Source organism: Ruminococcus sp. AF31-8BH, from assembly GCF_003460605.1.
In the GTDB taxonomy this organism is placed as follows: Bacteria; Bacillota; Clostridia; order Lachnospirales; family Lachnospiraceae; genus Blautia_A; species Blautia_A acetigignens.
Genome location: NZ_QTVN01000005.1, coordinates 255,626 through 277,204, shown reverse-complemented (window position 1 = coordinate 277,204; position 21,579 = coordinate 255,626). Strand labels below are relative to the sequence as shown.

20 protein-coding genes, 2 pseudogenes and 1 riboswitch are annotated in these 21,579 nt (G+C 46.7%); of the genes and pseudogenes, 5 read left to right on the top strand and 17 right to left on the bottom strand.

Features of this window, described 5'->3' with window-relative positions; all coding sequences use genetic code 11:
• Positions 1-49: 49 nt before the first annotated feature.
• Both DWZ38_RS08700 and DWZ38_RS23415 read right to left on the bottom strand, forming a co-directional pair.
• The gene (locus DWZ38_RS08700; RefSeq protein WP_117851674.1) at positions 50-553 is read right to left on the bottom strand and encodes a gamma carbonic anhydrase family protein; all 504 of its coding nucleotides are present in this window, start codon (positions 551-553) and stop codon (positions 50-52) included.
• 143 nt (positions 554-696) lie between these two features.
• Positions 697-822: pseudogene (locus DWZ38_RS23415) on the bottom strand (DUF6783 domain-containing protein); the annotation flags it as partial.
• Between DWZ38_RS23415 and DWZ38_RS23410 the strand changes: the two are divergent.
• A pseudogene (locus DWZ38_RS23410) lies at positions 772-972 on the top strand (DUF6783 domain-containing protein). The pseudogenes DWZ38_RS23415 and DWZ38_RS23410 overlap by 51 nt on opposite strands.
• Here DWZ38_RS23410 and DWZ38_RS08690 read toward each other — a convergent pair.
• Together DWZ38_RS08690 and DWZ38_RS08685 are read right to left on the bottom strand one after the other, a co-directional pair.
• Positions 966-1,982, bottom strand: coding sequence for an alpha/beta hydrolase (locus DWZ38_RS08690; RefSeq protein WP_117851670.1), 1,017 nt, complete (start codon positions 1,980-1,982; stop codon positions 966-968). The pseudogene DWZ38_RS23410 and the gene DWZ38_RS08690 sit on opposite strands and share 7 nt — an antisense overlap.
• 17 nt (positions 1,983-1,999) lie before the next feature.
• Entirely contained in the window at positions 2,000-3,364 is a 1,365-nt protein-coding gene (locus DWZ38_RS08685; protein ID WP_117851666.1) for an MFS transporter, read from the bottom strand.
• A 380-nt stretch (positions 3,365-3,744) separates the two neighbouring features.
• Between DWZ38_RS08685 and DWZ38_RS08680 the strand changes: the two genes are divergently transcribed.
• Positions 3,745-4,206, top strand: coding sequence for a TspO/MBR family protein (locus DWZ38_RS08680; RefSeq protein ID WP_021926860.1), 462 nt, complete (start codon positions 3,745-3,747; stop codon positions 4,204-4,206).
• A 215-nt stretch (positions 4,207-4,421) separates the two neighbouring features.
• Here DWZ38_RS08680 and DWZ38_RS08675 read toward each other — a convergent pair whose 3' ends face one another.
• The 8 genes from DWZ38_RS08675 to DWZ38_RS08640 all read right to left on the bottom strand — a co-directional run bounded on the left by DWZ38_RS08675 (position 4,422) and on the right by DWZ38_RS08640 (position 13,267).
• A complete protein-coding gene (locus DWZ38_RS08675; protein ID WP_117851662.1) occupies positions 4,422-5,174 on the bottom strand; it encodes an ABC transporter ATP-binding protein in 753 nt (250 codons plus the stop codon).
• 84 nt (positions 5,175-5,258) lie between these two features.
• Entirely contained in the window at positions 5,259-6,266 is a 1,008-nt protein-coding gene (locus tag DWZ38_RS08670) for an ABC transporter substrate-binding protein (RefSeq protein ID WP_021926862.1), read from the bottom strand.
• Positions 6,259-7,041, bottom strand: a complete 783-nt coding sequence (locus tag DWZ38_RS08665) for an ABC transporter permease (RefSeq protein ID WP_021926863.1) — start codon at positions 7,039-7,041, stop codon at positions 6,259-6,261. Before DWZ38_RS08665 ends, DWZ38_RS08670 begins: the two co-directional genes overlap by 8 nt.
• Positions 7,010-7,306 (bottom strand): thiamine-binding protein, encoded by a 297-nt coding sequence (locus tag DWZ38_RS08660; RefSeq protein ID WP_021926864.1) that lies wholly within the window; start codon positions 7,304-7,306, stop codon positions 7,010-7,012. Before DWZ38_RS08660 ends, DWZ38_RS08665 begins: the two co-directional genes overlap by 32 nt.
• Before the next feature lie 146 nt (positions 7,307-7,452).
• A riboswitch (TPP riboswitch) is annotated at positions 7,453-7,559 on the bottom strand.
• A gap of 132 nt (positions 7,560-7,691) precedes the next feature.
• On the bottom strand, positions 7,692-8,198 hold the full coding sequence (locus DWZ38_RS08655) for an NUDIX domain-containing protein (RefSeq protein WP_021926865.1): 507 nt from the start codon (positions 8,196-8,198) through the stop codon (positions 7,692-7,694).
• A 23-nt stretch (positions 8,199-8,221) separates the two neighbouring features.
• Entirely contained in the window at positions 8,222-9,706 is a 1,485-nt protein-coding gene (locus DWZ38_RS08650) for an AAA family ATPase (protein ID WP_021926866.1), read from the bottom strand.
• Between the two features lie 454 nt (positions 9,707-10,160).
• Positions 10,161-10,832, bottom strand: a complete 672-nt coding sequence (locus DWZ38_RS08645; protein ID WP_021926867.1) for a YkgJ family cysteine cluster protein — start codon at positions 10,830-10,832, stop codon at positions 10,161-10,163.
• 245 nt (positions 10,833-11,077) lie between these two features.
• The gene (locus DWZ38_RS08640) at positions 11,078-13,267 is read right to left on the bottom strand and encodes a DNA topoisomerase III (protein ID WP_117851659.1); all 2,190 of its coding nucleotides are present in this window, start codon (positions 13,265-13,267) and stop codon (positions 11,078-11,080) included.
• 175 nt (positions 13,268-13,442) lie between these two features.
• Between DWZ38_RS08640 and DWZ38_RS08635 the strand changes: the two genes are divergently transcribed.
• Together DWZ38_RS08635 and DWZ38_RS08630 are read left to right on the top strand one after the other, a co-directional pair.
• Positions 13,443-14,375 (top strand): diacylglycerol kinase family protein, encoded by a 933-nt coding sequence (locus tag DWZ38_RS08635; protein ID WP_117851655.1) that lies wholly within the window; start codon positions 13,443-13,445, stop codon positions 14,373-14,375.
• Between the two features lie 30 nt (positions 14,376-14,405).
• Complete coding sequence (locus DWZ38_RS08630) at positions 14,406-15,095, top strand: phosphatase PAP2 family protein (RefSeq protein ID WP_117851652.1); 690 nt, start codon at positions 14,406-14,408, stop codon at positions 15,093-15,095.
• A 100-nt stretch (positions 15,096-15,195) separates the two neighbouring features.
• On the opposite strand, the gene DWZ38_RS08625 is transcribed toward DWZ38_RS08630, so the two are convergent.
• The 3 genes from DWZ38_RS08625 to sfsA are packed head-to-tail and all read right to left on the bottom strand — an operon-like array spanning position 15,196 to position 17,988.
• Positions 15,196-16,212 (bottom strand): glycosyltransferase family 2 protein, encoded by a 1,017-nt coding sequence (locus DWZ38_RS08625; protein ID WP_117851648.1) that lies wholly within the window; start codon positions 16,210-16,212, stop codon positions 15,196-15,198.
• Positions 16,209-17,264 (bottom strand): A/G-specific adenine glycosylase, encoded by a 1,056-nt coding sequence (gene mutY / locus DWZ38_RS08620; RefSeq protein ID WP_021926872.1) that lies wholly within the window; start codon positions 17,262-17,264, stop codon positions 16,209-16,211. Before mutY ends, DWZ38_RS08625 begins: the two co-directional genes overlap by 4 nt.
• Positions 17,265-17,298: 34 nt before the next feature.
• Positions 17,299-17,988, bottom strand: a complete 690-nt coding sequence (gene sfsA / locus DWZ38_RS08615; protein ID WP_117851644.1) for a DNA/RNA nuclease SfsA — start codon at positions 17,986-17,988, stop codon at positions 17,299-17,301.
• A 207-nt stretch (positions 17,989-18,195) separates the two neighbouring features.
• On the opposite strand from sfsA, the gene DWZ38_RS08610 reads away from it, so the two are divergent.
• Complete coding sequence (locus DWZ38_RS08610) at positions 18,196-18,810, top strand: HAD family hydrolase (RefSeq protein WP_021926874.1); 615 nt, start codon at positions 18,196-18,198, stop codon at positions 18,808-18,810.
• A gap of 214 nt (positions 18,811-19,024) precedes the next feature.
• Here DWZ38_RS08610 and DWZ38_RS08605 read toward each other — a convergent pair whose 3' ends face one another.
• Entirely contained in the window at positions 19,025-19,321 is a 297-nt protein-coding gene (locus DWZ38_RS08605) for a DUF3784 domain-containing protein (RefSeq protein ID WP_021926875.1), read from the bottom strand.
• Between the two features lie 32 nt (positions 19,322-19,353).
• The gene (locus tag DWZ38_RS08600; RefSeq protein ID WP_021926876.1) at positions 19,354-21,324 is read right to left on the bottom strand and encodes a L,D-transpeptidase family protein; all 1,971 of its coding nucleotides are present in this window, start codon (positions 21,322-21,324) and stop codon (positions 19,354-19,356) included.
• Positions 21,325-21,579: the final 255 nt, after the last annotated feature.

Here is a 21,579-nt window from a genome sequence, read left to right as displayed (position 1 = left end):
CCATTTATTCCTCTCCATAAGTTTTAGCTATTTGTGCCGCGCACTATTTTCACAGCACTCCCTGCTCCCGCATCTCCGCACTTACCGCCACATACTCCTTACTATTCTCCACAATCCCCAGTTTCTCCTCCCACGTAAGATTCCGCTTAATCTTCGCGGGGCTTCCCATTACCAGGGAACCGTCTGGAATTACAGTATTCTTGGTGACGAGGCTGCCGGCGCCGATGATGCAGTCGGTGCCGATTTTGGCGCCGTCTAGGATGATGGTGCCCATTCCGATTAGGGTGCGGTCGCCGATGGTGCAGCCGTGGATGACGGCGTTGTGGCCGATGGTGACGTTGTTTCCGATGTGGACGGGCATGTTGTGGCTTACGTGGATGGTGCAGTTTTCCTGGATGTTGGTTTCTGCGCCGATGGTGACGGGGGCGTCGTCGCCGCGGATGACGGCGTAATACAGGACGCAGCTGTCGCGGCCGATGGTTACGTCTCCAAGGATGATGGACTGCTTGGCGATTCTCGCGCTTTTCTCTATTTTCACATTTCTATAGCTCATTTTTTACCTCATTCTGCTCGTATTTCGGTTTTTTCTTAACATTGGGAGAATTCCATTCTTCTCAATTTTTCATTACTAAGCGAAACTAATAGCTCGTAGTAAATACTGAGATTATACCAATACCCAAAGTACCAAAAAGCCCCTTATATTGACAACAATACTTCTACATTTTCTCTAGAGCGTGTTTGAAAAAGGCTTTCTGCAAGATGTGCGTCACAATTTGTGGGAGATTTTGTCCGGATGAGGGCGCCGTAGCGGGCTACGGCAACTGAATTCGGGCAAAATATACCGCAAAGTGGGGCGTGCAGATTGCGGGAATGATTTTTCAAACACGCTCTAATCTTAGCATACTGAAAAGAGATTGTATATTTCTTTATGCTCTCAGTATTGTCTTCCCGTTTAAAAAGGCCTGTCAATAAATTTCCTGTGCATCTATTTCTAAAAAGCGGAAGATCTGTTTCAGATATTTCTCCATAGAGGAGTCATCGCTGCAGTAGATTTCATGTTTTGTTCCAGGCATATAAATATATTTACAGGAGCTGCTGCCTTGCTGCTTCACTTTTCCTGCAAATCTTTTCAGTGCGCGCACAGATACAAAATCGTCATTTTCTGCCTGAAAGAAAAGTACAGGTACCTTTATTTTTTTCCACCCCCAAATCCGCAGATACCAACTCATTTTTATAGCTGCCAAAAGCCAGCCATAGGATGCCGCACAGGTCTGCAGTTCCTTGTGCGCCCTGCGAATTTTATCATATCTTTCAAATCTTGATTCCGAGGTTCCGGCACAGGTTTCAAAGCTTTCCCCTCCATCATAGAGTTTTTGCCCTGCCACATACTTTTGAGCCTTTCCGAAAAAGCATTCAAAATGTGCAATCAAAACTACAAGCGGCCAGGGCACCTTTCCTGTAAGAGGACGGATCATAGGCGAACTTAATATGATTTTCTGAAACAGTCCAGGCTCCCAGGATGCCGAAATCCCACCAATTGCCCCTCCCATAGAATGGGCAAAAAGAATCAGGGGTAAATCCGAATGTGTTCCTTTTATTTCACGGCATACTTTCAAAAAATCCCGCACATACCTTTTCCAGATATCCACATGCACAAGAGACGGATCTGCCGTCAGCCGATAGCTCAACCCATGCCCCATATGTTCTGGCATATACACATGATACCCAGCCTTCAGAAAGTAATAAATCATCTCATCATATTTCGGCGAACCTTCTGTAAAACCGTGACTGATCACAATGACACCCCTGGGATTTTTTGCCAGATAATACTGTATGTGTATTTTTCCTGAAAAATCCTTATTTTTACCTCGAATGAAATTTTCGGCATTTGAGACATATTTTTCCTGACGGTGCAGTTCAAGATACGGCTCTGCCTCTTTGTTCATCCTGTATAAATATTCATTTTCATGTATTATTTCCATATTGGCTGCTCCTGCTGTTATTTTTGGTTTTGGATTCTTATAATTTTGTTAATCTTCTTTTCGTTGTAGAACACCAGTATAATTCCTCCTGCACAGCAAAAAGCTGCAGCACCAAAGGCAGCAATCCGATAACCGGTTCCGTTTCCTGTTCCAATTGTGGAAACTGCCGTAAAAATCAACATGGAAATGCTTTGTCCAAGCTTAAACGCAAATGTTCTTGCTGCATAAAACATTCCTTCGCGATTGCTTCCCGTTGTAATAGAATCACTTTGAGCAATGTCTGCTACAACAGCCTGTGGAAGAATTCCAAAAATTGCCATAGGAAGTGCCGCACAGACAGTCAGGATCAGTCCCTGCACGGAAGCTGGAATAAAAGGCATTTTTCCCATAAATCCAGTATAGAAATAAGCAGCGGAAAATACCGCAAATGCAAACAAAATCATCTTTTTCTTTCCAAGCTTTGGTGTCAATTTATTTACCGGAATGTAAAAGACCAGAGACAAAGCTGTCATTCCAACAAAGTACAGGGTTGTCATAGTCTCCGGAAGCTTCAGAAGGCTGGTAACAAAAAAGGGAAGTCCTGTCTGAAACATGGTAAGCGCGATCCAATAAAAAATATCAGATGCTACAAATTTTCTAAATTCTCCATTTTTGAAGGTAGCAGTAAGTGAGCCAAAAGCAGATTCCTTAGATGGAACTGTATCCACATAGTCTTTTTCCCGGATGGTGAACACCGGTACCAGCATGCATATAAATGCCACAGCTGCCATTATTGTAAATGTCACCCGAATTGCGCCTACTCTTCCAAAAACCGGGATAAATACACCCCAGATGGTGGGCGCCAGATATGCTACTGCTGTTCCTGCAATGAAAGTAAAAGAAATAACGGTAGAAATATTAAGTCGTTCCTGCTGAGTATGTCCCAGTTCCGGAATCAGCGCATTATATGGCGTACAATATGCAGTAATGGAAAGATAATATGCCAGAATCATTGCCAGCAAAAAGGCAGCATTGATCCAGCTGTTCTGATTTAGCGGAGACCAGAATACCAATACGGTGGAAAGTGCCAGCGGAAGAGATGCCCATTTCAGGAATGGGATTCTTCGCCCATTTTTTGATGTACACCGGTCTGATAAAGACGCGATCATAGGGTCTGTAAATGCGTCAAAAATCCTTCCGAAAGCTGTGATTCCTCCAATTATGGTAAAAATGCCAAGTACCACCAGCCCCTGAGGAATAAATACAGTTTGTCCCTGACTGATGGCAGTCTCATCTGGCTGATAAAAATACACCAGCCAGTTGGAAATGATTCCCGACAGCATTGCCCAGCCAAATTGTCCAGCTGCAAACTGCCAGATTTTTCCTGTTGTTAATTTCTTCATTTTGTTCCTCCTTGCGCTCATTTTTATAATTATTGCACAATATATTCCGCTATGCAATTACACTTTCGTACTTATTGTATATTTTGATATCAGGGTCAAAAGGTCAAAAAGCCGTTCATGCCTGCATGATAAGGCTTTTGAACTTGGGACCCGCCGAACATGAGGAAGTAGCGATTTACATAGTAAATCAGCGGATTCCGAATGTTCGAGAATTGCGGGAGCTGCTTTGCAGCGGAGCAATTCGTGGATATCAAGTTAGGGGCAAAAGACCTTTTGACCCTAACATCATCATATTTTGATATCCAATAAAAGCAATCGGTATTTCGTCCATGGCCAGAAGCATATAATGAATTAATTTTACCGGCAAACGGAGTTTTTCAATGAATACCCAGATAAAAAATATTCTTCCTTTTCTTTTATTTCCACTGGCAGTGGGAGCATTTGCAGCGCTTCTGACTACCGGGTCTATGGAGGCCTACGCGGACCTTTGCCAGCCGCCCCTTTCCCCGCCGGGATGGGTGTTTCCGGTGGTGTGGACCATTCTTTATCTGCTGATGGGATTCGCCGCTTACCTGGTGGCAAATTCTGGGAAATGCACCAACAATGCTTTGTTTTTTTACATTTTGCAGCTGTTTTTTAACTTTCTGTGGTCGATCTGGTTCTTTAACTGTGAGTGGTATCTGTTTGCCTTTTTCTGGCTGGCGGCGTTGTGGCTGCTGATTTTTGCCACTATAAAATCTTTCGGTGCGGTGTCCCCCGTGGCGGCGAATCTGATGCTTCCTTATCTGGCATGGGTGACGTTTGCAGGGTATTTGAATCTGGGAGTGTATTTTCTAAACTGATGTACTATGATCATCCAGCAGATAATAAAATGCTCAGCATGTATCCGCCAGAGCTTGTTTGAAAAGGGCTTTCTACAAGATGCATATTACAATTTGTGGAAAATTTTTCCCAATCAGAAAAAGACCGCTGTGCATTTCGGATTATACTGAATATGCATAGCGGCCTTTTGAATTTTTTTCACAGATGCTGCAAAAACCTCTGCACACATCTTCTGTCAAAGCTTACTGATAATTTGTCTCTTATATTCCAAAAATTCTTCTGACAGCGAGAAGTCCTCTGCCCTTGGCTTTTTCTCCCGGATCACGATTTCTTCCTTGATGGTTCCGGGAGTTCCGTTCAGAATGTAGATTCTGTCGGACAGCAAAATTGCCTCATCAATATCGTGGGTGATAAACAGGGTGGAAAGATCAATGTGCTGCATAATATCCAGATACCATTTGTGCACGCTGGCCTTAGTCAGAGTGTCCAGTGCGCTGAATGGCTCGTCCAGAAGGGCAACTCCGCTGGAGCTTAAATAGGTCCGAAGCAGGGCTGCACGCTGGCGCATTCCGCCAGAGAGCTGGCTTGGATACTGAAGCTGGGTGCCCTCAAGGCCAAATTCCGCAAATAAGGGATTGGCTTTTTCCCTGGCTTCCTGCTTCTTCATTCCCTTCAGAAGAAGGGGAAGTGCCACATTGTCAATTACCTTCTTATGGGGGAAAAGGAGGTCTTTTTGCAGCATGTAGCTGATGCTTCCGGGAGTGGAGGTCACATCCTGGTCACGCAGGTAGACTTTTCCCTCATCTGGAGTGACAAGGCCGGAAAGAATGTGAAATAAAGTAGTCTTTCCGGAGCCGCTGACTCCCAGAAGGGATACCAGCTCGCCCTGTTCCAGATGAATGGAAATGTCCTTCAGGACCTGTTTTTCACCGTATGCTTTTGAAATATGTTCTGCTCTTAGTAATGATTTACTGTTTTCTGATGACATTCTGTATTCCCTACTGTATAACTTTCTATTTCATCTGCACAGTCTCCACAGCTTTCGCATAAGCCATGGCACTGTTCTCCTCATTTACTGCGGCAGATAGTCGTTGGAAAATCCTACGTCTGTCAGGTCTTTGTCGCAAAGCTGATTCTCATACAGCCATTTGTAGAATGCGTTCCATCTCTCAGGATCGATCACGCCCCAGCTGTCTGCATCGTCAATGTATTTTGCGGAAAGGAATTCCTGGCTCTTCTTTACCAGCTCCTCTGCGTCCTTGAGGGAACCTGTGTTGTCGCCGTCGATGAGGATCTGTGCTGCCTCGTCAGGATTTTCTGCTGCAAACTCATAGCCCTTTGCAGTTGCTTCCATAAATGCTTTCGCCTGATCCGGATTTTCGCTGAGATAATCGTTGTTGGCGATAATAACCGGTGTGTAGTAGTCAAATACAGGGTTGATATCAGAGAATGCGAAGTAATCGCAGTCTACGCCTTCTACCTCTCCGTTCACGCCGCCCCAGCCTTGGAATACCCAGATGGCGTCTGTCTGATGGGCTGCAAGTGCTGCCGGCTCATCTGTGATGTCGTTGGGGATCAGGGTAACCTGGTCAAAATCCCCGCCGTCGCTGTTTACTACATTTTCCAGCATGGCAAGCTCGATTGGAGAGTCCCATGTGGAATAAGTTTTGCCAGTCAGTCCGGCTGGTGTGTCGATTCCGTCTCCTGCTCTTGAAAGGATTCCGGAGGTGTTATGCTGGATCACGGCTGCCACTGCTGTAATTCCAAGAGGCTCATCAAGTGCCAGGGAAGCTGCCATAGTATCCTGTGCCTCGATTGCGAACTGGGCCTGTCCGGCTGCGCACATCAGTGCTGCACCGTTTTCCGGCGGCTGTACGATCTCTACGTCAAGTCCTGCGTCTTCATAATAGCCTTTTGCAAGTGCTACATAAAGTCCTGTGTGGTTGGTGTTCGGTGTCCAGTCCAGGCAGAATGTGATTTTCTCATTCTCGCCATCTGCTGCGTAAACACCTGTAGGAACTGCAAATACCATTGTCAGCGCTGCAGCGGATGCAACGGCTTTTTTCAGATTCTTATTCATGATTTTTCTCCTTTTCAACCTGCAGCCAGGGCATTGCGATGCGGCTTGCCACATTTACTATGAAAAGCAGCAGCAAACTGATGATCACAATGAAAATAATAACTGCAAACATTTTGTCAAACGCGTATGCCTTTTTTACCCTTGTCATGTAAACACCAAGACCGTTAAAGCCTCCCAGCCACTCAGATACTACGGCACCTACTACGGCGTAGGATGCGGAGATCTTCAGCCCGGAAAAGAACTGGGGCAGGGCAGAGGGGAATTTCACATGGCGGAAAATCTGCATTCTGCCGGCGCCCATTGCTTTCATCAGGCGGATGGCATCCGGGTCTACACTCTTGTAGCCGTCCAGAAGCCCGATGGTGATGGGGAAAAAGGTGGTGATCACGACTAAGGTGATCTTTGGTGCCATTCCAAAGCCCATCCACAACACCAGGATCGGCGCGATGGCGATGGTGGGAATGGTCTGGGTAATGATCATAATCGGATAAAAAGCCTGATCCATTACCCGGAAACGGTCCATCACAGTTGCGAAAATAAATGCCAGAGCGATTCCAATGAGAAGTCCGTAGAAGGATTCCAAAAGGGTAAATTTCGCATGGAATAAAATAGTGGGAAGGTCGCCGATCAGCGCCTTGCACACTGCAACCGGGGAGGGAAGCATGTAGGACGGAACTAATCCGGAGATGCTTACCAGCTCCCAGAGAAGCAGGATTGCCGCCATTGCAACGACAGGGGGAATCTTACTGGTGATGTTTGGTAACTTTCTTTTCAATGGTAAGCACATCCCCTTCTGGTTTGTAAGAGATCTTTACATAGACGTTCATAGCCTTGCAGCCTGCGCGCTCTGCTACGTGCTGGCACTCTTTTACAATGTCCATAAGCTGATCGTAGTCACCCTCGATGGTTGTCTCGAAAGGTCCTACATAACAGTTAAGTCCTGTGGATTTGATGTAGGCGATTACCTCGTCTACAATGCGGATTACTTCTTCGTCATCCTGTACATTTGGCAGTACCTGAATTGCTACACTTGCGTTCATTTTTGTTTCCTCCTTTAATATGTGCCAGATCTCCGAAGCTGATTTGAAAGGGTTCCGGGCCTGGGATTTTTTATCAATCGAATAAGAACCATCTTTTTATGAATCTGCAAAAGAAAAAAGAGCATCTGCAATCACGCAAATGCTCTAAAATACATCTTCAACACTTCCTACACTGGCATGATCCAACAGGTTAAAAGGGTCTAAGGGCTACCTTACTCTCAGCTTCTCAATCGAAACTCCCCTGGTTTTTATTCAGATTTCGGTGCTAATTATAATATATCTTTCTTGAAATTACAAGCGGCTATTTCATTTCCGGCTGTTTTCTTACATAATTTTAACATTATTTATTTCCAAAATTTGCAGCCGTAGGGCGCACGGCCATTGCTTATAACCCTTGAAAAGCGGCCTGGATGCTGTCGTAGTGAAGGAATTTTCCTTCTGCGGCAAAGGCTTTGATCTGCTCCAATGTGGCGAACATGTGGCCGTCTGTTTCCTCTTCCTGAAGGTGCAGGTCTTCTTCCTGTACGTCCATGACAAAGCGGTATACGTCTACAAAGTAATTGTCTCCCTCACCCGGGTTTTCTCTTTTGTATGTGAAAAGATAGCCGCCCTGTGCACTGCTTACGTCAAGGCCTGTCTCTTCTTTCACCTCGCGGAGAACTGCGTCATAGGAGGATTCTCCTGCCTGGGCTGCGCCGCCGGATACTTCCCACCAGCCTGGCGCCCATGCTTTGGTCATGACGCGCTTGGTGATCAGGAAGGTGCCGTCCGGTCTTGCAACTACTCCGAGGACGGTGAGATGGTACTCTCCGTCCTTTAAGCACCAGTCGTTGCGCTTCATGGTGCGGCCTGTAGGTCTTTTATTAATGTCATAAATATCCCAGAATTCCATTTTTGTTACTCCTGTTATGTTTTTTACTTCAGCAGTTCCTCAACCATCTCTCTTGTATATTCCACCTTATCCACATGGTTGACCTCGATCTGGTACAGGGCGTTGGCGGCAATGTGCTCGGCTGCCTGCTCCAGGTCACGGATACCGGTGGTATTGGAATAGCGGGCAACAATGGCATCCAGAGCGTCATCTGTGATAATGCACTCGCCCTCTTCCATATGCATTCTTTTCAGAACCTTGGGCAGGGAGAATCTGGAGAAGATTACTTTCTTCTCTTCTGCTGTGTAGTCCGGAATGTCGATCACGGCAAATCTGGACATCAGCGGCGCACTGATCTGGTCACGATCATTGGCTGTGGCAATAGGGTAAACACCGCCGGTTGGAATCATACATTCCATATAGTTGTCTGTAAATCCAAGGTTGTCCAGAAGGGTAAGAAGCACGTCTGCCGGGTTTCCGTTGCCATGTCCGGAGTTTGCCTTGTCAAGCTCGTTGATGATAAATACCAGGTTGGAGGCTCCTGCCATGGAAAATGCATCCATGATAATTCCAGGTTTAGCGTTTGCATAAATACGAGGGCTACCTGTCAGCTGCTTGGAATCGTTGATGGAACTCATGTCCAGAGTCGTCCACGGAAGCTTCAGGATTCTTGCTACCGCATAGGCGATCTGGGATTTACCGGTACCTGCAGGTCCGATGAGAAGAAGTCCGTAAGCAGGCAGGGTATGGGTACGGTTGATCTGGATAATGGTCTCGATGATACGCTGTTTCACACGCTCCATTCCGTAAAGCTCTTCGTCCAGGATTCTTCTTGCTTCCACCGGGTCGATGGCTTCGAAGTAATTGTTTTTCCACTGGATGTTCAGCATAATGGAAAGAGCTCTCTGTGCGTGATGGCGCTCTTCCTGGGAAACCTCGCTGGATCTTGCCACTGCCAGGTTTCTTCTGGTCCACAGGCGGATGTTATCCGGCAGGGTTTTGCCTGCGCAGGTCATAAAATCGGTGATGCTCTGAAGGCTGGTAAGCTTCATCTCATCCCCTGTTTCCTCCTGAGTCTCGTCCTCCTCTGCTTCTGCAGGTGCATTGCTCTCAAGGAGACGCTCGATCATAAACTGCAGAAAGCCGTCCTCTGCGGAAAGCTTGGTGCCGCCCCCAAAGGCAGTCTCTCTGATGCGGTACACAGCATAGCCGTCCTCTGTATTCGCTCCTGACAGGCGCACATTGATGCGGCTGTCTCCAAGCCATTTCAGAAGGCTGGTAAATCTGGAATCGATTTTCAGCACATCGGCTGTGAAGGTGCCGTCCTCTTCCTTAAATTCAAAGGCAGTGCGGTTCACCGGATTGGTGAAAACGCCGCAGGAATGATGCTTCCAGTGTCTTTCTTTATTATCAAGCACCATAATGGGCTGGTCTGCAGATGGTGTGGTATTATTGCTTTGAAAAGTGGTATAGGTGCATTTGGCCTCTGCTTTGCTTGCAGAAGCGCCGCTGAAATCAAATACTGGCATGGCTGTGTCCTCTTTCGTTTTTAAATAAGATCAGGTATAATAATGTTTTTCCCTGATTTCTCTCCTAACTATAGCAACATTTTCCTCCAATGTCCAGAACATGTTTGAAAAAGGATTTTTACAAAACGCCTTTTTGCTGTGTTATAATAGGCTGTATAATTTTATTTGCAGATTCTGTAAAATTTACATTAAATTTTGTATCAAATTTTACAAAAAACACTTGCCAAAACGGAATTTTTCGTGTATTCTAGTATTCGAACAGCTTTCTATTATGTTGCTTATATCTTATAATTTGTTATAGATTGAATTTTTAGTGCGCAGATACCATAGTCCCTCCCAAAGCTTCTAATGGAATACTGCAAACTAAAAATAAAAGACCCCCGGTTCTCGTGAGAGTTCCGGGAGTTTTTCTATACTCTTTTCTTTTTCTGGTGTCAGGGGCAGTCCCCTGCCTTCAGGCAAGGCTTAGGAGCTGCCTGCCCTCTTTCAGCCGCTCTTCAAACTGCTCATAGAAATCCTGATTTTTTTCATAAGGCTTCAGGTAGAAACGGTTCACCACATAAAGGTTCAGATTCTTGATCAGCTGGGCATCTGTGGCACCGTAAAGCACCTCCTGCACATCAAGCAGGAAGTAATGCCAGTCTGCTACGAACTTCTCGTATTTGCGAAGCTCCGGGGTGTCGATCCATTTTTTTACCTTGATTTTGCTCCGGTTGGTCTTCTTGCATTCATGGATCTGCAGAAAATACTTGAAGCTTCCGTTTTCATAGTAGCGTCCCAACGGGAAAAGCCTGCAAAATCCAGGACGGACACTGTGAATCCGGCATCTTCCCTGGTCGTTTAGAAACACGCAGCTTTCGTTTTTCCCGGTCATGCAAAGGTGGGGAAGGATGTTTCCGTCCATGGCGTCAAACTGGATCCATCCGGCGCTTACCAGCTCTGTAGGGCTTTTTCCAAGGCCCTGGCTTAAACGGTACACATCCATAGGGTCTAACACTACGGAGTCTCCCATTCCCTCGCAGCAGTCGTGGCAGCCAGCGCAGTCCTGGCAGTCTGCCTTTACCATATCATTTAATTCATAAAGTCTTCCGTCGGAAATCTCCTCCAAAGATACTTCTCGGCGCATATGCAAATTCCTCTTTCTTTATATAATTCTAATGATACCAGTGTCAAAAGGTCAAAAAGCCGTTCGTGCTTGCACGATAAGGCTTTTGAACTTGGGACACGCCAAATATGAGAAAGTAGCGATTTACGCAGTAAATCAGCGGATTTCGAATATTTGGAGGATTGCGGGAGCAGCGTAGCTGGGTCGCAATCCGGGGTATCAAATGAGTGGCAAAAGACCTTTTGACACTCATATCCTTCTAAAGCTTACAGTTTAATCCCGGACAGGGCCTGGGCAAATGCGTTGTTTACAGGCTCATTGGCCTCTTTTTGCTGCCTGCGCAGATAGTTCTGCACATCCCGTTTGCCAACTCCTGCGCCCTCCTTCTTGCGTCTTGCCTGGAAGGCAGACAGTTTTTCCTTGTAGCCGCAGGCGCAGATGAAGGTCTCTTCCTTGCCTTTTACGTACATTTCCATGCGCTTGTGGCATTTGGGGCAGCGGGCATTGGTGGTACGGGAAATGGTCTCACGGTAGCCGCACTCACGATCCTGGCAGACCAGCATTTTGCTGTTTTTGCCGTTCACAGCCAGAAGCTTTTTGCCGCAGCGTGGGCAGACCTTGTTGGTGAGATTGTCGTGGCGGAAAGTGTCCTCTCCTGACTTGATCTCGTCCACGATTTCGCAGGTGTAGTCCCGGATCTCGTGCAGGAAATCGCCCTGACGGATCTTGCCTTTTGCAATCTGGGACAGCTTCATTTCCCAGTCTGCAGTCAGTTCCGGCTTCTTCAGATCTTCGGGAACCAATTCCAGAAGCTGTTTGGCCTTTGATGTAATGTGGATCTCATTGCCTTTTTTCTCCATCATAAAGGAGTGGAAAAGCTTCTCTATAATATCCGCTCTTGTGGCAACCGTGCCAAGGCCGCCTGTCTCGCCGATGGTTTTCACCGCTTCTTTGTCACGGGTCTCCATAAATTTCACCGGATTTTCCATGGCTGCAAGAAGAGTTGCTTCTGTAAAGCGTGCAGGCGGCTTGGTTTTGCCGGTGTTCAGCGCAGCACGCAGAACCTTCAGCTTCTGGCCTGTCTGCATTTTGGGAAGGCGCTGGTCCTTTAATTTCTCCTCGTCTTCCTCGCTTTCCTCCTGATCACCGCCCTCGTAAACCTCTTTCCAGCCCTGGCTTTTTACCACTTTGCCGCTGGCTGCAAAGGTTTCCCCGGCTGCTTTTGCTTCCATTGTTACCTGCTGGTACTCAAATGGCGGATACAAAACAGCAAGGAAGCGGCGCACAACCATGTCGTAAATCTTCCGCTCCTCGTTTGTCATGTGATCCAGCTGCACAAACTGCTCTGTTGGGATGATCGCATGATGGTCGCTGACCTTCTTGTCATCCACAAAGCTGGAATTCGCCTGTACGGGTTTGTTCATCAGCGCCCCTGCAAGCTTCCGGTAAGGACCGATTCCGCAGGCTTTCAGTCTTTCCCTGATGGTGGGGACAATGTCTTTTCCAATGTATCTGGAGTCGGTTCTCGGATAGGTGAGCACCTTGTGATTCTCGTAAAGACGCTGCATAATGTTCAATGTTTCTTTTGCGGAAAAACCATATTTCTGGTTGGCTTCTCTCTGAAGAGTGGTCAGGTCGTACAGACCGGGAGCCATGGACTTTTTGGTTTTTTCCTCGATTCTGGTCACTTCCAGACTGGCAGTCTCGGTTTTCCTGCGGATTTCTTCTGCCTTTTCCCTGGAAAAAGTGCGGAAGCTTTTTGTTTTTTCATCCCGCCAGGTCCATTTCACATCCTGGGTTTCCACGGAAACGCCGTAGTATTCCTTTGGGGTAAACTGGCGGATTTCCTCTTCTCTTCTGGCGATCATGGCAAGGGTGGGAGTCTGCACACGGCCGCAGGAAAGCTGGGCGTTGTATTTGCAGGTCAGCGCTCTTGTGCCGTTCATGCCCACCAGCCAGTCAGCCTCTGCTCTTGCAACAGCGGCGCGGTAAAGGTTGTCGTAGGCGCGTCCGTCTTTTAAATTGGCAAAGCCTTCCTTGATGGCCTTGTCTGTGACAGAAGAGATCCACAGTCTCTTAATAGGCTTGTGACAGCCAGCTTTTTCCAGGATCCAGCGGGCAACCAGCTCGCCCTCACGGCCGGCATCTGTGGCAATGATGATTTCTTCAATATCTTTTCGGAAAAGCTGGGTTTTCACCACGGAAAACTGCTTTCCGGTCTGGCGGATCACTACCAGCTTCATGTCTTTTGGCATCATGGGAAGGGTGGACATTTCCCATTTCTCGTATTTCTTATCGTATTCTTCCGGGTCCGCCAGGGTGATAAGATGGCCAAGTGCCCAGGTGACTACATATTTCTTTCCTTCCAGAACGCCGCCGTTTTTCTGATTTGCCCCAAGGACGCGGGCAATGTCTCTTGCAACAGACGGCTTCTCTGCGATTACCAGTGATTTCATATTCCTTACTCCTAAATCAAATTCTATCAGGGAAAATCTTAAGTCCTTCATAAGAAAGTCATAAGAAACAGTATAGCATACTTTAGAAAATTTTAACGATATTTTTTCAAAATTAATTTGTAATACGGCCTGTCCAATGTTATTATGAAACCAGAAAGCGACACAGGGAGACATTATGTATTATTTTATCGTTAATCCAAATTCCCACTCCGGCAGGGGACGTATCATCTGGGACCAGCTCCACCAGCAGTTATTGCTTCGGGGAATTTCTTTCCAGTACTGCCTTACAAGATATTCCGGACATGCTACAAAGATTGCTTCTGAGGCATCTTTACTTGGGATCGATTCTGAGCCCGTCTATATGATCGCAATTGGAGGGGACGGCACCATTCAGGAGGTGCTTACCGGGATCACAGATTTTGACCGGGTGGTTTTCGGCTACATTCCCACAGGCTCGGGCAATGATTTTTGCAGAAGCATGGAACTGCCTTTTGATCCTATGGAATCTCTTGAGTATATTTTAAAGGCAGAGCGCATTGCTCCTATAGATGTTCCTTATCTGATCCGCGGGGAAAAGAAGTCCCATTTCGGCATCAGCACAGGAATCGGATATGACGCGGGAGTCTGCCAGGAGGTGCTTGCTACTCCCCTTAAGAAGGTGTTCAATCGTCTTGGACTGGGAAAGCTGATCTATCTTTTTATTGCCTTAAAGCAGCTGATTTTTATTTCTCCGGGGAAAATGACGGTTACATTGGATGGGGAGAATACTTTTTCCTATGATCACGTATATTTTACGGCAGTTATGAATCAGAGATATGAGGGCGGCGGGTTTAAGTTCTGCCCGGATGCACGGCCGGATGACGGACAGCTGGATATGATCCTGGTGGAGGGCGTTGGGAAGCTGAAGCTTCTTTTCTGCCTGCCTACTGCTTTTTTCGGAAAGCATACGGGAATTAAAGGGATACATATTATGACCTGCAGGGACATTCATATTCACAGCGAGAATGCTCTTCCCGTCCATATTGATGGGGAATCCGGCGGAATCCGCCAGGATTTAACAGTTTCTATTGAAAAAAAGCCTTTAAAAATCATTTTACCTGTGGTATAATCTCCACGATTTGAAAAAGGAGTGAAAGACTTGGCACAATTTATTAAGAAATATAAGCATGGTCTGATCATACTTGTATATGCAATTGTTTACCTGATGTTTTTCGGGTATCTGGAGCACAGACCGGTACGTGGATTCCATGCAATTGACACTGTTTTTGATGATTACATACCATTTTGCGAGTATTTTATTGTCCCTTATCTGTTATGGTTTCCATATCAGGTTGTCACAGTTTTATACTTCATCTTCAAGAACAAGAATAAGAAAGAATATTATCAGTTGGTTTTCAACATGATGATGGGTATGACCATTTTCCTGATCGTGTCTTATGTGTATCCCAATGTGCTGCATTTAAGACCGTTGGAGTTTCCTAGGGAGAATGTGTTTACGGACGCGGTTCGGTGGCTGTATCGCACGGATACGCCGACCAATGTGCTTCCTAGTATCCATGTGTTTAACTCTCTGGCGATTCATATGTCACTGACTAATTGTGAGGCGCTTCGGGATAAGAAGGCCATTCGGTATGGTTCTTTGGTTCTGACCTTGCTGATCATCATGTCTACTATGTTTTTGAAGCAGCATTCTGTGATTGATGTTTGCTGTGGGGCTACATTGGCGCTGTTTGGGTATTTGTTTTTTTATCCGCAGAAGGCGGGGGAAGAAGCACGGGATGTGGCTGTAGAGAGATTTGGACGGAATAAACGCGGGAAACGCTACTAAAGATGAGAAAGACGCGAACCTCCAGGAATTGGAGGGCGCGTCTTTTTTGTCCTATTAACTAAAAACGGGCGCTTCGCTGAAGCGAGCGCCCTGGGGATTGTTAATTAAAGCCGTAGAACTTCTGACAGATCTTGTAGGCGGCTACGGAGACACGGCGGCCGCCTCGGCCTGGGAGATTCATGAAGTTGCCCATAAGGCTGTGGCGAAGTTTTCCGTAAAGGACACGGTTGGTGGAGCGGATGTACTCGAGAAGCTCTTTTTTCTTATCGAGGGCTTCTTTGGTGCCGGAGCGGATCAGCATGATGGAGGAAATGGTGGTGATGATGTCCAGGTAGCTGATCATGTAGGCTCTTGCCCGCTTGTTCATGCTGCCGCAGCTTGTGTAGGAATTGACCATCAGCTTGTTTACGCGCAGCTGCTGGTCGATTCTGCGGATCATAACAGCCTCATTGACAGACTGATCGTCACGTCCGATGAAGTAGCGGTAGAAATTGGTGTCCAGGTAGTACATGTTCTGTACATATGGAAGTGGATCAAATGCAAAAATATTGTCTACATAGAAAGTGTGCTCTGGCAAAGTCAGATTGCACTCAAGGAGCAACTGGGTACGGTAGATCATGGAATGCATGAGAAGATATTTTCCTTTAGGCATACGTCCTACTTCGTTCCAGGTGAAGATCTGGTTCACTGGCAGGCAGTGGCGGTACTGCATGACCTTCTTGCGGGCTGCGCCCTGCTTCTCATATACAAAGTTGCTGATGAGAAGGTCTACGGTCTTTGAGCCCTTTACTAGGTCCTCCAGAGTTTTCAGGATTTCTTTGTAGGATTCCTCGTTTACCCAGTCATCGCTGTCTACTACCTTGAAATAGAGACCCTGGGCATTGTGGATACCGGTGTTTACGGCGCCGCCGTGGCCAAGGTTTGGCTGATGGATGGAGCGGACGATGTTCGGATATTTCTCCTGATACTGATCTGCGATCTCTGCAGTTCTGTCCTTGGAACCGTCATCGATTACAAGAATCTCTACTTCGTCTCCTCCCGGAAGAAGAGACTGGATACATTTCTCCATATAAGCTTCGGAATTGTAGCATGGAATTGCTATACTAAGTAATTTCATTGAATTTCCTCCTTCATGTACTTCGCATATGCGCCAAACGCGGAAGGGATGGCGTAGTTTCTCTCTGATTCTTTTTTATCTGCAAAAAGAATGCCTGGGGCGTGTGTCTGTTCTAAGGATGACACACGGATCAGGTATGCCTTCATTCGCCACTCAATGTGGGAAAAAATGTGCTTGGCATCTGGCAATTCTTCTATATATAAGGGCTCTGTGCCAAGGTCTTTTACATAGTCCAGGGCTTCCTCACGGCTTAAGTAGCCTTCTGTGTTGGGAAGCTCGTATAATCCGGCAAGAAGGCCTTTGGAAGGGCGTTTGCGGATTGCGGTACAGTTTCCATCCTGAATCACAAGGACTGTGCGCTCTTCTATGACTCGGGGCTTCTTCGGGGCCTTTACCGGATATTTTTCCATGGTTCCGTGAAGTCCTGCAAGGCAGTAATCCCGCACTGGACAAATCAGACATTTGGGCTGTCCGTTGGGGACGCACACCACTGCCCCAAGTTCCATCATAGCCTGATTGAAATCTCCTGGACGATCCACAGGAATAATTTCCTGGAGCGCTTTTTCTGTTTTCTTACGAAAGGCTGGCTTCGTAATGTCCTCGGAATCCTCTGTCATTCTGGTTACCACGCGGAAAACATTTCCATCTACAGCCGGCACGGGAATGCCGTAAGCAATGGAGGCAATGGCCCCCGCTGTATAACTCCCTATACCCTTTAACGAGATAAGAAGGGAAAAGTCTTCAGGAAGTTTGCCATTATATTTTTCTACCATCTCCTGGGCTGCCAGCTGCATGTTGCGGACGCGGCTGTAATAGCCAAGGCCTTCCCACAGCTTGAGAAGCTTCTCCTGGGGACAGGCTGCCAGGGCTGGTATGTCAGGAAGCTCCCGGATAAATCGTTCAAAATAGGGCTTTACAGCTTCCACACGGGTCTGCTGGAGCATGATCTCGGACACCCAGGTGTAATAAGCGTTATGCTGATCACGCCAGGGCAGAATCCGCTTGTTCTCATCGTACCACCCAAGAAGAGGCTGTATAAACTCATCTGTCATTTTATTTCCTCCAAATTACTGCCATAGAATGGCACTAATCTCTTTCCAAACGGACAGGCACAGGGTCCTGGATCTCCATGCGGTCCGGTTCTACCAGACAGTCGTAAGCAAGAATGTGCACGCCTGCTTTCTGCGCCTTTTGTAAGGTTTCCCCGAATTCACGGTGGGTATCCCAGTTAGGCTCGAACCTTGTGACTCCTTTCATCTGGATTACCAGAAGAAGATATGCCTCGTAGCCGTCTTCCATGCAGCGAATCAGCTCTTCTACATGCTTCACGCCTCTTGCGGTAGGCGCATCTGGGAAACGCGCTACGTTATCAGCTTCCAGAGTTACTCCCTTCACTTCGATGAAAGCCTTTCTTCTGTCCGAGCAGGCGTAAAGGTCAAACCTGGAATTGCCGTAGGTTTTCTCAGGCGTCACCTGAACCTCTTCCGTGAAAAGATGACCTGCCTTTACCCATTCCAGCGCTGCTTTATTGGGAATCTGGGAATCCATGTTGATCAGGCGTCCGCTTTTATTGACGCAGACCAGATCGTAAGCTGTCTTTCTCGCCGGGTTGCCGCTCTTTTCCAAAAAGACCTGCGCCCCTGGGACCAGAAGCTCTTTACATCTGCCTGTGTTCTTTACATGAACCGTCTCGATCTGCCCGCCAATCTCCACATGGGCAATAAACCGATTGGGACGGTCAAGAAAACGGCCTTCTGTAATATTTTCGTATTTCATGATTCACCTCGCGTTACTGTCTGACATGTAATCTGATCCTGCCAAAAACTGACCAACAGGTCAAAAACAGTAACTGACTTTCTTATCATAACATAAAATCCGCAAAAAGCCAGCTAAAAATTATCTAAATAAAAACATTGCATTTTTTAAACTTCCTATATAAAATGAAATCAGTGTAAAAACACCAGAAAGGACTAAAGACCTCTAATGGACAGTATTATTTTTGACGTTGACGGTACTATATGGAATTCCACAGATGTTGTGGCGCAGGCCTGGAATGAAGTTTTGGAGAAAGAAAAGATTGACATCCGGGTGACGGCGGATCAGCTGAAGGGGCTTTTCGGAAGACTGCTTCCGGATATTGCGAAAGCGATTCTTCCCGATCAGACAGAGGCTGAGCAGCTTCGAATCATTGACCTTTGCTGCCATGCAGAGCATGAACTTTTGAGAGAAAAAGGGGCGCCGGTTTATGAAGGGCTTGAAGATACCCTGAGGGAACTGAGTAAGCGCTATCCACTTTTTGTGGTCAGCAACTGCCAGGCTGGATATATTGAGCTTGTATTTGAAAAAACAGGGCTTGGAAAGTATTTCACAGGACATCTCTGCCCGGGGGATACAGGCGAGGCTAAGGCTGCCAATATCCAGACAATTGCGAAAAAATATGAGCTGAAGGCACCTGTCTATGTGGGTGATACCTTCGGGGATTACCAGGCCTGTCAGGAGGCGGAAGTGCCATTTGTATTTGCCTCTTATGGCTTTGGGCAGGTGGATACACCGGATTATGTGATTGAGAAGCCGATGGATCTGCTGACATTATTCTGATTTTTCCAGAATAATGTCAGCTTGCAATTTTTTTGCCAAAGGATACTTCTAACAAAGTTTCCATTTTCATCACTACTTTTTGAAAAAAGTATTTCTGGCTGAAGTACTCTTTCGTTGCTTTCCACTATCTATCATGACTATGGACAACTGTACTTTCTACAAAAGAACAAGCGCCTGCATCCAACTTTTCCCGAGATGCAGGCGCTTTTACGTTTTATTTCTTACATTTCTTACGAATCAGAACTACCATAGCGATGAAGATGACAATTACCAGTACCAGGTAAATAATATCATACACATAACTCTTGATCAGCATATCCAGTCCGGTGAGAACTCCGAAAATGAGTAATGTCACACCGGAAATCAGCTGAATCTTTTTCTCGTCGTAAAGTCTCTTACGCTCGGCGGCATTTCCGCCTTTCATCAGAATATCTCCATGACCGGTAAGAAGCATTACTCCCATTACAAGAGCTGCTACAGTCAGGATCAAATCAAAGGAATCCATATTCATAGTAACTTATTCTCCACTTCTTTTGTTATCAATTAGTAAAAGCAAACAATCGGCACATTGGTATCAATAATGCTGTATAAGGTTGCTGCTGCATCCAGCGGCATGTTGATACATCCGTGGGAGCCTGCATAGGTGTAGCGGTCTCCTCCGAAGTAAGCCTGCCAGGTAGCATCGTGGAAGCCGATTCCTCCATTGAACGGCATCCAGTAGGTAACCGAAGTCTCATATTCATAAGTGCCGTCCGGCTTCTTCGCACCGCGGAGCACATCCGGGCTCTTCTTGTAATACAGGGTGAAAATTCCCGGAGGGGTTGCTCTGTCATCGTAACGGATATCACCGGAAACAATGTCAGAATCAAAAATGATGCTGCCACCCTGGTAATAATACATGTGCTGGCTGCTCAGATCCACCTCAATATAAGTGCTTCCAATATCATTGTAGCCGTAGGCATTGGCTCTCATGGAATAAACAGGCTCACGGGTAGTCTGTGTTCCAGTACGGATTTCTTCCGTCAGCTGTGCAGCCTCTGCGTCCTGGTCAATCTTCCAGCCGTATGCAGAACCATATACAGAAACGGTTCTGCCGCTTGTGGTATTGAAAGAACGGGTAGTTCCTACCGTATTGTGCTCGCTTGCCAGCTGTGCCACGAAGTCCTTCACATGCTGGGTAAAGGATGCGTCATCCTGTACCAGCTGTCCCTTCTCGTCAAACTGCAGCCAGTTCTTCAGTGTGCTTCCGTCAAGGGTCACCGTCTGATCACCAAAAGTGTAGGTGATGCTCGCCTTGGTGTAGTTGTTATAAGCATCTCTTGTTGCCTGAAGCGTGGAATCCTCACTGGTCACGGCTGCCACTGCATACACATCCGGCGTGCTGCCAAGATCAATGCTGGTCTGGCTGCCGGAAATGGCTGCATCTAATGCCTTATAGGCTTCCTTCACCTTCAGCTTGCTTCCCTCAGTCTCCGGAACAATGGTAAATTCATCCCCATTCATTGCCACATAGGCATTCTCCGGCTCCACCTGATTCTCCGGCTGGGCACAGTTCAGGGCTTTCACCTCATTCTGGAGAAGAGTCTTATCAAAGGTTACATTCTCCTGTGTGTTGTAGCTTCTTGTCTCCATAAAGCCGCGCACCCACTCATAAGGCTTCTGCTGCTTCAGAAGGTTCAGTACCTCACCGTCAGACATGTACTGGTAGCCAATTTGGCTTCCGCTGATAGTCTGAGGATCCTGATTTCTGGAAGTTACCTCAATGGAATAAGCCTCCACTGTGCTGGCAATTGCCTGCTCCACCTCATAGGCAGTCTTGTTGGAACAGTCGATCCCATTGATATAGGTTCCTTCGAAAAAGCGGTCCGCATAATAATAGGTCACTGCACCATATGCACAGCCTGCTGTCACTGCAAGAATGGCCGCAATAATTCCGGTCACCTTCAGGCCTTTATGCTTCTTTTTCTGGATGGGAACGATTTTCTCGTCCAGCTCTTCTTCAGAAATAGGAACATAGGCAATCTTGGTGGGTCTAGCGGAACGAGATGCGGGGCGGGCGCTCTGTTTCTGAGTACTTTCTTTCTTCTCCCTGCGGCTTCTCTTCCGACCGGACCTTGTGGAAAATTCTTCTACCTGAAGCTCACGCTCCTGTGGGACATCTGATTCATCATCATAGGAATCATCTTCCTCATCAAACTCTTCAGACTCCTCCTCGTCATCGTCCGCTTCAGACTCCTCCTCAAATTCATCTGAATACTCCGAATCGTATTCCTCTTCCTCCGGATATTCTTCCTCGTAATCCTCTTCTGCGGAGTCCTCCTGATCATCGGCCTCATCTGTGTCATCCCAGGAATCGAAATCCCCATCCTCAGATGACTGCGTATCCTCTTCATCAAAAAAATCTGCCCCATGGAACTCATCATCCAGATCCACTTCCAGGTCTGCCATGGCGGCATCTATTTTATCTTCGAAACCTCCCGGGCCTCTCTGAGTACGCTTTTCGTCCTTACTCATGTATAAATTTCTCCTCTAAAAAAACACCGTTGTAACAAAGTCCCGCCGCTTCACAGCGAAACCTTATTCTATTATAACATATATTTTCCAAATTGCATCTTAAAATGTATATTTCCTCTGTCTTTTACACAAACTTTTGCAACGTAAAAGAAATATTCTTCCCCAAAGACAGAAAAAATGTGCCAGATGGAAAAATGTTACAAAATTCCATCTGACACATCTATCTTATTATATTCTGTATGTATGCCTGTAATC

What these genes read in the sequence shown, in the direction of transcription:
- DWZ38_RS08700 (WP_117851674.1), bottom strand. Translation starts at nt 553, where the DNA reads ATGAGCTATAGAAATGTGAAAATAGAGAAAAGCGCGAGAATCGCCAAG.
- DWZ38_RS08690 (WP_117851670.1), bottom strand. Translation starts at nt 1,982, where the DNA reads ATGGAAATAATACATGAAAATGAATATTTATACAGGATGAACAAAGAG.
- DWZ38_RS08685 (WP_117851666.1), bottom strand. Translation starts at nt 3,364, where the DNA reads ATGAAGAAATTAACAACAGGAAAAATCTGGCAGTTTGCAGCTGGACAA.
- DWZ38_RS08680 (WP_021926860.1), top strand. Translation starts at nt 3,745, where the DNA reads ATGAATACCCAGATAAAAAATATTCTTCCTTTTCTTTTATTTCCACTG.
- DWZ38_RS08675 (WP_117851662.1), bottom strand. Translation starts at nt 5,174, where the DNA reads ATGTCATCAGAAAACAGTAAATCATTACTAAGAGCAGAACATATTTCA.
- DWZ38_RS08670 (WP_021926862.1), bottom strand. Translation starts at nt 6,266, where the DNA reads ATGAATAAGAATCTGAAAAAAGCCGTTGCATCCGCTGCAGCGCTGACA.
- DWZ38_RS08660 (WP_021926864.1), bottom strand. Translation starts at nt 7,306, where the DNA reads ATGAACGCAAGTGTAGCAATTCAGGTACTGCCAAATGTACAGGATGAC.
- DWZ38_RS08655 (WP_021926865.1), bottom strand. Translation starts at nt 8,198, where the DNA reads ATGGAATTCTGGGATATTTATGACATTAATAAAAGACCTACAGGCCGC.
- DWZ38_RS08650 (WP_021926866.1), bottom strand. Translation starts at nt 9,706, where the DNA reads ATGCCAGTATTTGATTTCAGCGGCGCTTCTGCAAGCAAAGCAGAGGCC.
- DWZ38_RS08645 (WP_021926867.1), bottom strand. Translation starts at nt 10,832, where the DNA reads ATGCGCCGAGAAGTATCTTTGGAGGAGATTTCCGACGGAAGACTTTAT.
- DWZ38_RS08640 (WP_117851659.1), bottom strand. Translation starts at nt 13,267, where the DNA reads ATGAAATCACTGGTAATCGCAGAGAAGCCGTCTGTTGCAAGAGACATT.
- DWZ38_RS08635 (WP_117851655.1), top strand. Translation starts at nt 13,443, where the DNA reads ATGTATTATTTTATCGTTAATCCAAATTCCCACTCCGGCAGGGGACGT.
- DWZ38_RS08625 (WP_117851648.1), bottom strand. Translation starts at nt 16,212, where the DNA reads ATGAAATTACTTAGTATAGCAATTCCATGCTACAATTCCGAAGCTTAT.
- mutY (WP_021926872.1), bottom strand. Translation starts at nt 17,264, where the DNA reads ATGACAGATGAGTTTATACAGCCTCTTCTTGGGTGGTACGATGAGAAC.
- sfsA (WP_117851644.1), bottom strand. Translation starts at nt 17,988, where the DNA reads ATGAAATACGAAAATATTACAGAAGGCCGTTTTCTTGACCGTCCCAAT.
- DWZ38_RS08610 (WP_021926874.1), top strand. Translation starts at nt 18,196, where the DNA reads ATGGACAGTATTATTTTTGACGTTGACGGTACTATATGGAATTCCACA.
- DWZ38_RS08605 (WP_021926875.1), bottom strand. Translation starts at nt 19,321, where the DNA reads ATGAATATGGATTCCTTTGATTTGATCCTGACTGTAGCAGCTCTTGTA.
- DWZ38_RS08600 (WP_021926876.1), bottom strand. Translation starts at nt 21,324, where the DNA reads ATGAGTAAGGACGAAAAGCGTACTCAGAGAGGCCCGGGAGGTTTCGAA.